A 12,658-nucleotide genomic window follows, 5' to 3' on the forward strand; every position below is an offset into this window, starting at 1 on the left:
ACGCCCATTCGTTCCGGGACACGGCAGCACCATGGAAAAAACCAGCGACAGCAACGGCAAACAGAAAGTCCGCTCCGCCGAAGTCGGCACCGACATCCTCAAGGCCCTGGCCGAGTTGTCGCCGTCCACTTCGCTGTCGCGTCTGGCCGAACATGTGCAGATGCCGGCGAGCAAGGTTCACCGTTATCTGCAGGCGTTGATCGCCAGCGGTTTCGCCGAACAGAACGCCGCCACCAACCATTACGGCCTCGGCCGCGAAGCGCTGCGCGTGGGCCTGGCCGCACTCAACAGTATGGACGTGCTGAAAGTCGCCGCCCTGCCGCTGGCCGAGTTGCGCGACGAACTCAACGAAACCTGTTTCCTGGCGGTATGGGGCAATCAGGGCGCGACCGTGGTGCACATCGAGCCGGCGGTGCGCGCGGTGACGGTAGTGACGCAATTGGGCTCGGTGTTGCCGCTGCTCAGTTCCTCCACCGGCCTGGTCTTCGGCGCGTACCTGCCGCAGCGGGAAACCGAGGAGTTGCGTGAACAGGAAATCGCCGTCGGCGGCCATCCGCTGGCGGACGAAAAAGCTTATGAGGCATTGTGCGAACAGATCCGCGCACGCGGTCTGCATCATGTCCACGGCTTGCTGATGCCCGGTGTGGACGCCTTGTCGGCACCGGTGTTCAACGCCCTCGGACAGGTTGCTGCGGTACTGACCATCGTCGGCCCGACCTCGCTGTTCCACGCCGACGAAAGCGGCCCGGCGGCGCAGCGGTTGCTGGCGGCGACGCGGGCCGTGAGTTGGCGGATGGGGTTTCAGCCAGCGTGAATGTTCATCGGCATAAACCGAGCATTCTCGCCCGCGCTACGGCGTGAGTCCTGCGCTCGACACCCAGTTTTGCGTGAATACGCCGGACATGCGTTTTGACTGTGTGCAACGAGATGAACAACGTGTCCGCAATTTGCTGATTGGAGCTTCCAGACGCAATCAATCCAAGCACCTGCGACTCTCGCAAACTCAGTGAACCTTCGTTATCCCCGTCATCAGCAAGTGAAGCGGCAAGCGTTGAACCGGGCCACAGGTTCAGCGCCTTCTGATCAAACTTCATCGACAAACGCTGCAAGTTGAAATGACCGGCCAACGTTCGCCCGTTGTCGAAGTAGCCCCGGGCAGAATCCAGATCATCGAGCTTCCAGGCCACCTCGCTCATGACCAACAGCAACTCGGCTTCAAGCACGACCATCCGGTTGGCATGAGCGTGCTCGAGCAAACGCTGCAGATGCGTCATCGGCTGCTGTGTCTGACCCAATCGCATCTCGGCCAGAATCAGCAAACACTCGATGCGCGGAATCAGCTCCAATGTCGCCGGCGGCGCCTGCCGTGAGCATGGGCCGCGATAGTGCCTGAGCACACGGCTCAGCGCCTCGCGAGCCAGTTCGGGTCGTCCTTGCTGCAACCAGAATTCACTGCTGACCTGCAACAGAACACCGCGATAAACCGTGTCCGGGATCTGCCGCTGTTGCATCAACCGTTCGGCATCCCGCAGGCGCATGAACGCCTGAGAATAATCACCCTGATCGGCAGCCAGTTGCGCCTGACCGAGAAAGCCATAAAGCACTCGCTTGTCAAAGCTGCGCAGGCAGTCGTCGAGCCCTTGCTGGAAGAATTCAGCCGCCCGGCCTTGTTGCCCCATACTCAATGCCAGCCTCCCGCGACGCAGGGCGATACGCCCCAGCAACGGCGTCGGTCGCTCGACGGAGGACGCGAGCATTTCGCAAAGATTGGCCAGCAACTCTTCGGCGCGAGCCGACACGCCCCGTTGCTCCAGCAGTTGGGCGTGATCAAGTTCCAGCAACGCTTCGAACAGCAATGAACCCTCAGCCCGGGCCAGGCACAGCGCTTCACGATTGATCGAATGAGCCATGTCCAGATCACCGCATAGCAACGCCTGCTGAGTGCGGCCCGACAAACACAGCAGGCGCGCCGTCCAGGCCTGCGGCGCCAGCTCGTTCAAGGCTTGCTCGAAATGCTCGCGCGCCTCGTCCATGTGCCCTTGCAAATGCAGCAGCCAGCCTTGCTGGGCCTGCCAGCGGGCGATCAGTTGCCGTTGCTGTTCCGCCGACCGGGGCGGCAGAAAACGCGCCAGTTGCCCGATGCAATCCGCCGCTTGAGCAAAGCGTCCGGCAAACAACAGCGCTGCCGTGACCAGGCCGACCAGTTGCGCCGACCCCAGCAGCAGCTCCTCGCCGTGCTGCTCGTAGAGACGCAACAACAGCACGACCGTCTGCTCCTCGAACAGATGCTCGAAGCTGAAGTGTTGCAGCAGACTGACCGCGACTTCGTACTCTTCAGCCAGCAACGCCTGTTCGAAGGCGCATTTCCAATGCTGTCCGGCGGCAAACCACTGACAGGCCCGGCGATGCCAGGAACGTCCAGCCGACCAGGGTTCATCACGCATCAAACGCGACAGCGGAGCGCACACCTGCAACCAGTCCGGCGACCCTTGCCAGGGTTCGATAAAACACCCAAGCGTTTGCAGAGTGCGCATCCATTGCGCCCCTTCGCCGGCACCGAACAGGTGATCGCACAGACTGGCGTTGAACCGCGGCAAATGCGCCAACACCCGCCAGGCCTCGGCCAGCTCCGGGCTCAAACCACTGAACAGTTCGTGTTGCAGGTAGTCCAGCAAGGTGTCCATGCGTTGCTGCGGCACGGTCTTTTGCAACCAGTCGCATTTTTGCATCAACAGTATCCGCACCCCGGCGCACCACCCGCCGCTGCGCTGGAGGATCCGCCCGGCCACGTCGTCGACCTGGGCTGGCGGCAGGTGCCGCAACAGTTGCGCGATCTCGCCGCGACTCAACGCCAGCGCCGCGCTTTCGCACTCGTACAAGGCGTCATCGAGCAGCAGGCGCGGCCAGTTGCATTGCGGGCGTCGACGGGTGCCGATCCACCAGGTGACGGCGGGACTGGCGAGCGTCAGCATCCGGTCGAGCAGCGCATCCAGTGCAGGCGCTTCAACACGGCAGTAATCGTCGAGAAAAACCCACACCGGTGAGGATCGGCGCGCCAGCTCGTTCAGCAGCGACGACTCATCCGCCGTCGCCCCTCCCAGGGACTGCGCCAGCCGCTCGCAAAATGCCGCGACACTCATTGACAGACCTGCCAGCGGCAGCCAGCACACCGTACATTCGGCGGGCGCCTGCAACAGGCATTCGCTCAAGAGCGTGCTCTTGCCGCTGCCGGCCGGTGCGCAGATCAGCCTGACCCGTGCCGAAGACTCAAGCAATGATGCCGTCAGACGTGGACGCGGAAGATGATGAGCTGAAAGTCTGGGCAGGAATCCCGGACGATCCGGAGCGTGAGTCATGGCGGTCATCGGGTACGCCTTCTTATCGTTGTACGCTCACCCTAGCCCTGTCACCGGCGCTTGTTTACGAGTATTCAGTACGCTGATTGGCAGCCATAAAAAAGGCGACCGTGCGGTCGCCTTTTCCCGAGTCTGTGTAGCGAAATCCTTACCGAACGCCCTCCGAGCGCAAAGCTGACGGAGTGTAATCGGCGGCTTTGGCTTCAAAGCCGAATTCGAAGCTGTGTTTCTCTTCGTTCTTCATCCCCAGGGCAATGTACCGGCCGGCGATGATGTCGTAGAGCGCTTCGAGGGTGTAGGCCTGGGTCTGGTGATCGTAGTAGTACTGAGCGTGGCCCTCGGCCACTCGCCACAGCTGTCCACGACCGTCGTAGTGATCGGCCAGCGCCACCTGCCAGCTGTCCTCGTCGATGTACATGTGCCGTTTGGCGTAGATGTGCCGCTCGTTCGGTTTGACTGTGCCGATCACTTCCCAGACCCGGTGCAGTTCATAGCGCGTCAGGTCCTGGTTGATGTGCCCGGCCTTGACGATGTCGTCGTACTTGAGGCTCGGCGAGTCGAGCTTGTAGCTGTTGTACGGAATGTACATTTCCTTCTTGCCGATCAGTTTCCAGTCGTAGCGATCCGGTGCGCCGGAGAACATATCGAAGTTGTCTGAGGTGCGCAGGCCGTCGGCAGCGGTGCCCGGCCCGTCATAGGCGACTTGCGGCGCACGGCGCACCCGGCGCTGGCCGGCGTTGTAGATCCACGCCAGTCGCGGCTCTTTCACCTGATCGAGGGTCTCGTGCACCAGCAGCACGTTACCGGCCAGACGCGCCGGGGCGGTCACCGACTGTTTGAAAAAGGTCAGGACGTTGGCGGCCTTTTCCGGATCGAGATCCTTCATCAGTTGCGGCACCGCGATCTCTTCTTCGAAGCGGATCGGCGTGTAGCTGCCGTTGGTCTGCGGGGTCACCTGAGTGATGATCCGTCGCAGATTGCCGCCGTGATAGCGGGTGATGTGATTCCACAGAACCTCAACGCCATTCTTCGGAATCGGGAAGGCGTAGTAGCGATTGCCGGTGAAATTGGCCAGACCGTTGCCGTCGTTGATCGTGGTGACGTTGAGCGCACTGCGCTTGGCCGACTCGTAGATTTCCGGTGGCACGGCCACGGTGCGATGGGTCGGGTAGACCGGGATCTTGTAGGTTTCGGGGTAGCGCTTGAACATCGCCACCTGCCCGTCGGACAGCTTGTCCTTGTACTTGTCGACGTTGGCGGCGGTGATGGTGAACAGCGGTTTTTCGCTGGCGAACGGGTCAGCCAGGAAGCCCTTGCTGTCGACCGCCCCGGCGTTTTTCGGGATACCGCCGGTCCAGGCCGGAATCGACCCGTCGGCATTGCCGGCCTTCTCGGCCCCCAGCGGCGTCAGGCTGGTGCCGAGCTTGTTGGCTTCGTCCGGCGACACCGCCGCGATCACGTTGGCGGCCAACAGGCTCAGGGCCAGGACACCGCATTGCAGAATCATCTTGCGCATTGCACTCATCCTTCTCGGGCAGATCAGAAGTTCACACCGAAGCTCAGGGCCACGAAGTCACGGTCTTCGAGGGTGTTGTAGTCACCACCGAAAAAATCGGTGTAACTCAGGCTCGCGGTATAGGTGTTGCGATAGTCGGCATCGACCCCGACGCTGACAGCCTTGGCGCCTTCGTTGAACAGACCGTTGGGGCCATAACCGGCGACATCGTGGGACCAGGACAGGTTGGGCTTGAGGTTGATCCCGCCGATCACGTTGGCGTAATCGAGGATCGCCCGGGCGCGATAGCCCCAGGAGGTGGAGGTGACAAAACCGTCGGTGTCACCGCCGAAACCGTACTGGCCGTAGACCGAGTCACGGCCGTAACGCAGCTTGCTGCGCGACTCCAGGCCGCCAACCCGCACCACCGCCGCTTCGCCGACCAGGGTCAGGCGCTGCGCCCCCCAGACCTGATCGATAAAGTGCGTCAGCGTGCTCTGGATTTGCGTCACTTCCTTGCGCCGATAACCCTTGTTGTCGGCACCGGGCGCGGTGACCAGCGGCGATGCAGCACCGCCGGCAATCGGATTGAGCAGCGCCAGAGTCAGGTCGTTGGTGTTGACCTGCACCGGCGCATTGGGCCGATAGCTGATCTCGCCGGTCCATGCCGTGCCGGTCGGCAGCGTGGTAGAGAAACTCGCGCCATACAGGCGGATGTCTTCCGGGTATTCGAGGTAGTACTGACCGCGCCCGAGCATCACGCTTTGTGCCAGTCCCGAACCGCTGCCGGGGGCCAGCCGGTTGGCGATCCCGACCATGCCCGGCAGCGCCGCGAGGGTCGACAAACCGGCCGTGCTGGTGCCCACCGTCGGCGTGCGGCTGTGGTAGTTCATGAAGTAGAGGCCGTACTCGGTGTCATCGCCGAGCCAGCGCAGTGCCGTACCCCATTGCCCGGAATCCCGCGCATCGCGGTCGCCGCCACGGGGCACGATCACACCTTCGCGGGTGACCTGGATCGGCTGACCGAAGGCTGCCGCCAGCGGCGCCAACGGAGCGATCGCCGGGCTGCCGACGGTGTAGCCGTTGTTGCAACCGTCCGCTGCCACATCGACGCCGAAAAACGTCCCGCAGTTGTCGAGGACTGTCTGATCCCATTCCAGTTGATAGAAGCCCTCGACCGTCAGTTGGTCGGTGAGCCCCTGAGAGGCGAACAACATGTTCACCGGAATCAGCCCCTCCTTGATCTCCGCACCCGGCCGACGGAACGCCGAAACGTCGATCGGGTTGATGCTGTTGATCGAGTTGCCGATGAAGGTGCTTTCGCCCCAGCTCACCACCTGTTTACCGGCGCGAACCGTGCCCGGCAGATCGGCGATGGAATAGTTGTGATAGACGAACGCATCGAGAATCTGCGCGCCCGAAGACTTCGCGCCCTCCTTGCGGCCCTTGTCGCTGATCGGTTTGAACTCGCGGTCTTCGTCCTTGAGTTCGAAGTCGTACCAGTACTTGCCGCGCACGAACACACCGGTGTCGCCGTACTTCAGTTCGAGGTCGTGAATGCCTTTGAAGATCTTGGAAAAGGTCTCGCCCTTCTTGAAGTTCAAACGCCCGTCATCACCGGTGGAAGACTGGCCCGTCCCGCCGTTGACCGTACCGACCAGCGACTTGTCGGCATCGCGCATGCCCCAACTCGCACCGACCGACAGCGACGAGTCGAACGTGCCTTCGATTTCCCCGATATTGAAAGCGACCGCGTGCGCCTGGGCACAGCAACCCAAAGCCACCGCAGCGGCAAGCGCCTGCGGAGTGAAGATGGCGCGCATTGTTGTTTTTGTCATGCGTCTTCCCCGGTGAGTGACAGAAGGCCCCACCCTACTGCCGCGCCACGTTGAGGATAAGCGCACCAAGGAGGTATTCATGCTGTCGCTCGAAAGGATGAACACCCGCCTGCGACAAGGCTTCGCGAGCGCCATGAACAGGCTGGATGCACCACTATCAACGCAACGGATAATGACGAAGCGGTGCACCGAACTGTTACATGCTCCGTAACAGTGCATGTCCGGAATCGCTATTTTTCCCCGAGGCGCCAGCCCTTATTCTGAGCGGGCTTTCACGGCAGACCGCCGGAAAGCACGAATCCCGCGACCGAGTCGTCGGCAATGATTTCTGATGGAGCGAAGCGTTTTTCGGTCCATCGCCCGGTGTTCACTGACGTTGATTTGTAGCTCCTTGATCCAACGTCTTACCTTGGCCGCTGCGTTTGCAGCGGCCTTTTTTATGGGCGATCGAAAGTTGCTGAATGCCCGTGCCCTGCATTTTTAAACTTCCTGAAATCAGACGTTTCCCAAGTTCGCATAGGACGTTTCTCTCAGGCTGAATAGCTTAAATAAGAGTTCTCTCACCGAAGAGAAACTTCACTCACATCCCTATGTAATGACTTACGCCCATCTCAGACTCGCGTCCGCCATTTCCAATGTAACTTTAAATGGCGAAACGTAGATTCCATGCCCCCCGTTTAAATTCAGAACAAGCACATTCAAAAGGATATGAATATGCAAAAGCCCCCGACATGGGAGTTGACCGAAGCCGTCCACACGACAGCCGTCGCGCCGTTGCACATCCCGGTTGCCTCGGCGACCGGTGCCACCCTTCCGCCCAGTGGCATGTTTGGCCCGCACGATTTCGGCCCGCAAAACATCGTCATCATCAACTCGAACACGATCGACGCCACCAAAAGATCCTACGCCCAGGAATATCAATCCCGCGCCAGCCAGCTGGCTCAGACCCTCGAACATGAATTGGCCGCCACCCGACTTGAAGGCTCCACCCACCCGTTGCCACCGGCCGAAGCAATCATTCGGGAGCTGGGCGTTCGCAATACTCTGATACTCAGGAAGTCCGCCGAGCTGCATCAGAAAACGGCGTTGGCCAACCTGTTTTATGGCGGTGACCCGTTCAATCGAAGCCTGCTTGATTTCTACCGGAAAGCTTCGACGATGGAAGCGCGAGTCATGCCCGGCGGACTGGCCATGCAGGCCTGGACGGCTTCGTACAGAGCCGCCCACGACGCGAGGCTGCTTGCGCAATCGATCCAGATGCTCAACCAGCAGCATGGGAATGTGCTCAATTGGCTGGCCTCGGTGCAGGCCAGCGATCAGGCACGCATCGCTGCGCAACAGGAGGCGCAAAGGGCCGCTGCCGAACTGGCGCGCATCAATGAACAGGCACGACTCGCAGCACTGGCAGAAACTGCGCGTCGGCAAAAAGAGCAGCAGGAAATCCAAGCCCGTGAGCAGGCGCGCCTGGCTGCGCTGGCTGAAGCGCAACGGCTGGCAGCTGAACAGGCACAAATCGCCGCCCAAGCCGCCGCGCAGCAGATTGCTGCCGAGCAGGCACGCCAGCAAGCGCAAGCCGATATCCAGCGCCGAAATGAAGAGCGCCTCCAGCTGGCTGAAAAAACCCGTCAGGAAAAACAGCAGAAGGCGTTGCGAAAAGCACAAAAAAGACAGCGCAAAAAAGCACGCAAGATCGCCAGGGAGCAGGCGCAACGGCAAGCCGAAAACGCCAAAACCGGACAACCTCCGTTCTTTGCCAATGCGGGTTCAATGGCCGCTTTGGGTCCCACCTTTACCGGCCCGCTCGGCGTTTTTGGCAACAACCTGGCCACGACTCTGGCGCTCAGGACATCGCTTCAAACCGCGGTGTCCCTTGCGCTGACCGCTATCTCCACCGCTGCCGCACCGCTGATCGTCGGGTTCGCGGCGTTGCTCGCCCCTTCAAGACTGGGGAACAGCGACCTGTATTCGGCCAGCGTTCCCTTGTCGGACCTCGCACCGGATCTGAACGCAGATCTTCAACACTTGGCGGCCGTCGGTGGAACAGTCGATCTGCCGGTCAGGCTGGGCTCGTCGACGATGGGGGACAAAGTCGAATTCGTCGTAGTCACGACGGACGGAGTGACAGTCCCCGCCCATGTTCCCGTGAGAGCCGCTCGCTTCGACGCCAGTAAAAACGTCTACGTTTCCACCGCCAGCGACACCAGCGGTCCCACGCTGACCTGGACGCCGTTGGTACAACCACAAGATACCTCGACCAACCTGCCGCTGGCCGATAACGATCCACCGGTCTACGACGGTGCTGAAGTTGTTCCAGACGAGGGACGAATCGATCCGTTTCCCGAGCTGGATCGGTATGGGTTTGGCGGGTTTATCACGGTCTTTCCGATTGAGTCCGGATTGCCGCCGTTGCTTGTGGTGTTCAGCAGTCCCTATGAGGGAGGCGTTGAAGGTGGCGAGCACAGTGGCCGCGCGTTTAACCCCGAGGAAACCGGTGGACCAATTCTTGACTTGGAGTGGTCCCCTGTAACTGCAACATTAAAAGGAGCAAGCACTGTGCGACTACACATCTCAAGATTTCCTGAATCGGCCGCCAATAAGGTAATGATTGATCGCCTGGAAAAAATCATCAGCGGAGAGCTTGAGATAACGGATACAGACAAGCGCTTCTACACTCATGAGTTGAGAGAGCTAGAAAGATTCAGAGCCTTGGGATATGGGGATAACGAACGACCTGATCCGAACTCTCCTGTGTGGAACAATGTTCACACAGCAACGCTGGAAGACTTCAAACTCAAAGACGATGCTTCGCTGCTGTACACACCTGAAGCGCTGGCCGCCGACGCAGAACAAGTGGAACTCGAATACCAAAAGTTGTTGAAGGAGATGTGGAAATGAATACTGTCGAACAAATCGTAAAAAACGAGTCTCTTGATGACATCGTTGCAGTGTTCGCGTTGATCAAAGAAAATGCACATCTGGACAGGATGATCAGACTCTATAACCGTGACATCCTCAAAGAGTATGGCGCACTCGAAAACGCCTACTCCCGCCTCTTCGACGCCGGGGTACTTGCTCTCGGAGAGCACGGCCTGGCGATCAAAGGCCCGAACTGGTCCCCACCAAAATTCATGATCGAAAACAGATACACCTGATCGGCAAATCGGCCACCAGGCTCTCACCTGGTGGCCACTTCGGGTTACAACGAATACTTCTGCAGATTCCCCATCATTTCCTTCAGCGCCTCGATGTTGTCCTTCGGATGCGCCGCACCTTCGAAATCACAGATCTGCTGCCAGTGCGCCGCGACGTCTTCCGGGGAAAACCCGACGCGTGGATCGAAGCCGGCGCCCAGGCTGCGCTCCCAGCGCACCTTGCCCATCCAGCCGCCGCCGACTTCGAACAGGCCCGAGGTTTCCTGGCACTGTTCACTGGCCAGGTACACCACCAGCGGGCTGACGAGTTCAGGCTTGAGTTGTTCGAACACTTGCGGCGGAATCAGGCCTTCGGTCATGCGGGTGCCGCCGGTGGGGGCGATGGCGTTGACCAGGATGTTGTTCTTGCGACCTTCGATGGCCAGGGTGCGGGTCAGGCCGTAGAGACCGAGTTTGGCCATGCCGTAGTTGGACTGGCCGAAATTGCCGTAGATGCCCGAGGTCGAGGCGGTGAAGATCACCCTGCCGTAGTTCTGCTCGCGCAGATGGGGCCAGGCGGCGCGGGTCACTTTATAGGCGCCTTCGACGTGGACGCGATAGACCAGATCCCAGTCGGCGTCTTCCATTTTATGGAAGGTCTTGTCGCGCAGGATCCCGGCGTTGTTGACCACGACATCGACGCGACCGAACACGTCGAGGGCGTTCTGTACCAGTTTGTCGCCGTCGGTAACCGAATCGTGGTTGGCTTCGGCGATGCCGCCGGCCTCGCGGATTTCCGCCACCACGCGGTCGGCGGCCGAAGCGTTGGCGCCTTCGCCCTGAGTCGAGCCGCCGAGGTCGTTGACCAGCACTTTGGCGCCCTGTTTGGCGAACAGCAAAGCGTGAGCGCGTCCCAGGCCACCACCGGCTCCGGTGACGATCACGATTTTATCTTCGAAACGCACAGACTCATTCATCGGGGCAACTCCAGCAGACCTGAGGGACAGTGTCCCTGAGTGTCAGGCACAGAGCGTGCGGTCACAACGAACACGGCTGGGGCTGAATGGTGCGCGATAAGGCTGAAGGATGATGAAAACGTGCCGAGGCGCCAAGCGCGTTCGGCACGAACTCAGGAACACGCTACCTTGCGCGGAGGCAGCACGAAGTGATCGCGAAATTCGAGGTAGTGCCTGAGCACCTGCACCGGCGCTTCTATTTGCGGGTAGTGACCGATGCCAGGCAACTGCACCGTGTCGGCGTCAGGGATCAGCTCGCGATACCGTTCAACCATGTGCGCCCCGGAAATCGGATCGACTTCGCCATCGATCACCCGCAACGGCACCTCGCCACGCTGCATTGCCGCGACCCAGCGATCACGCTGAACCCGTCGTTCGGGAATGTAGTGAATCAGCTTGTGCATGACCCGTTGCCCGCGATTGCATTCGATCAGGCTCCAGAAATCATCCATCTCGCTTTCACTGGGCCGGGTGTCCGGGCCGAAAATCTGCTGGAAACTCTTCACCAGCGCATCGCGGGTGAATGCCCGGCCGATCATCCAGCCCAAAGGGCTTAGCAGCAGCTTTTGCGCCAGCAGCGGCCGATGGGTTTCCGGGAACAGACCACCGTTGAGGAATACGCAACTGGCGACCTCGATCCGATCTTCGTAATGCCGGGCCAGCAGTTCCTGGGCAACACTGTCGCCGTAGTCGTGGGCCAGAATGTGCACCGGTTGTTCGACCTGCAGATGCGCCAGCAAGGCCTGTTGCAGATCGGCCTGCTCCAGCAGGCTGTAGGTGTGATTCAGCGGTTTGGCCGAGTCGCCAAAGCCGAGCATGTCGCAGGCAATCACCCGGTAGCGCTGGGACAGCGGCTGCCACAGGTAATGCCAGTCCCAGCTGGCCGTCGGAAAGCCGTGGATCAGCAGCAGCGGATCGCCCTGCCCGGCCGTCCAGTAGCGGATCGGCTGACCACGGAAGACAAACGTCTGGCTGCGCTTGCGCCAGACACTCAGAGGGATCTCGGCGAGAGGCATTAGAGTCTGTACCCCGGGTCTTGTTTATCGAGTTTGCGCAGCAGCGCCGGCCAGGCCAGCGCGCCTCCCATGCCTTGAGCACTTTTGGTGACGCCGGCAATCATTGCCTTGGCCCCTGCCAGAATCTGCGGTTCGATGGCGATCAGTTCGGCCCCGCCGGTCTGCGCCATGACCTGAATGTCGCAGGCACGCTGGAAGGTGAACATCATCAGAAACGTGTCGGCGATGGTGCCGCCACAGGTCAGCAGACCGTGGTTGTGCAGCATCAGGAAATTGTTGTCACCCAGGTCCGCCTGCAACCGCGCTTTCTCTTCATGGTTGAGGGCCACCCCTTCATAGGCGTGAAAGGCCAGGCTCGACAGTACGAACAGCGATTGCTGACTGATCGGCAACACGCCCTGCTTCTGCGCCGACACCGCGACACCCGAAGCGGTGTGGGTGTGCAGCACGCAGGCTACGTCGTGCCGCACTTCGTGCACGGCGCTGTGGATCGTGTAGCCGGCGGGATTGATCTCGTAGGGGCTGTCCATGAGTTTGTTGCCGGCCTGGTCGACCTTCACCAGACTGGACGCGGTGATCTCATGGAACATCAGGCCGAACGGGTTGATCAGGAAATCTTCGGTGCCGGGCACCTTGGCGGAAATGTGGGTGAAGATCAGATCGTCCCAGCCATGCAGCGCGACCAGACGATAACAGGCGGCCAGATCGACCCGGGTCTGCCATTCCGCGGCACTGACCTGGTCTTTGACATTCACGGATGAAGGGACGGGGGCTACGCTCACTGTATGCACCTCTGCGTTCTTATT

9 protein-coding genes are annotated in these 12,658 nt (G+C 60.5%); 3 read left to right on the top strand and 6 right to left on the bottom strand.

What is annotated here, in order from left to right; translation table 11 throughout:
- Positions 1-31: 31 nt before the first annotated feature.
- The gene (locus ACTJK7_RS11670; protein ID WP_440780363.1) at positions 32-814 is read left to right on the top strand and encodes an IclR family transcriptional regulator; all 783 of its coding nucleotides are present in this window, start codon (positions 32-34) and stop codon (positions 812-814) included.
- Positions 815-818: 4 nt separating this feature from the next.
- Here ACTJK7_RS11670 and ACTJK7_RS11675 read toward each other — a convergent pair whose 3' ends face one another.
- The 3 genes from ACTJK7_RS11675 to ACTJK7_RS11685 all read right to left on the bottom strand — a co-directional run bounded on the left by ACTJK7_RS11675 (position 819) and on the right by ACTJK7_RS11685 (position 6,689).
- Positions 819-3,365, bottom strand: a complete 2,547-nt coding sequence (locus ACTJK7_RS11675; RefSeq protein ID WP_323150621.1) for a LuxR C-terminal-related transcriptional regulator — start codon at positions 3,363-3,365, stop codon at positions 819-821.
- A 139-nt stretch (positions 3,366-3,504) separates the two neighbouring features.
- Entirely contained in the window at positions 3,505-4,872 is a 1,368-nt protein-coding gene (locus ACTJK7_RS11680; RefSeq protein WP_440780364.1) for a DUF1329 domain-containing protein, read from the bottom strand.
- Between the two features lie 23 nt (positions 4,873-4,895).
- Entirely contained in the window at positions 4,896-6,689 is a 1,794-nt protein-coding gene (locus tag ACTJK7_RS11685; protein WP_440780366.1) for a DUF1302 domain-containing protein, read from the bottom strand.
- A gap of 714 nt (positions 6,690-7,403) precedes the next feature.
- Here ACTJK7_RS11685 and ACTJK7_RS11690 point away from each other — a divergent pair.
- The gene (locus tag ACTJK7_RS11690) at positions 7,404-9,584 is read left to right on the top strand and encodes an S-type pyocin domain-containing protein (RefSeq protein WP_440780367.1); all 2,181 of its coding nucleotides are present in this window, start codon (positions 7,404-7,406) and stop codon (positions 9,582-9,584) included.
- Positions 9,581-9,841, top strand: a complete 261-nt coding sequence (locus ACTJK7_RS11695; RefSeq protein WP_440780368.1) for a hypothetical protein — start codon at positions 9,581-9,583, stop codon at positions 9,839-9,841. The genes ACTJK7_RS11690 and ACTJK7_RS11695 overlap by 4 nt, the downstream gene beginning before the upstream one ends.
- A gap of 44 nt (positions 9,842-9,885) precedes the next feature.
- Here ACTJK7_RS11695 and ACTJK7_RS11700 read toward each other — a convergent pair whose 3' ends face one another.
- The 3 genes from ACTJK7_RS11700 to ACTJK7_RS11710 form a co-directional block, all read right to left on the bottom strand.
- Positions 9,886-10,797, bottom strand: coding sequence for an SDR family oxidoreductase (locus ACTJK7_RS11700; protein WP_440780370.1), 912 nt, complete (start codon positions 10,795-10,797; stop codon positions 9,886-9,888).
- A gap of 152 nt (positions 10,798-10,949) precedes the next feature.
- On the bottom strand, positions 10,950-11,852 hold the full coding sequence (locus tag ACTJK7_RS11705) for an alpha/beta fold hydrolase (protein ID WP_064382502.1): 903 nt from the start codon (positions 11,850-11,852) through the stop codon (positions 10,950-10,952).
- Complete coding sequence (locus tag ACTJK7_RS11710; RefSeq protein ID WP_039769359.1) at positions 11,852-12,634, bottom strand: class II aldolase/adducin family protein; 783 nt, start codon at positions 12,632-12,634, stop codon at positions 11,852-11,854. The genes ACTJK7_RS11705 and ACTJK7_RS11710 overlap by 1 nt, the downstream gene beginning before the upstream one ends.
- Positions 12,635-12,658: the final 24 nt, after the last annotated feature.

This window comes from Pseudomonas sp. 22085, from assembly GCF_052045815.1.
GTDB lineage: Bacteria > Pseudomonadota > Gammaproteobacteria > Pseudomonadales > Pseudomonadaceae > Aquipseudomonas > Aquipseudomonas glycinae.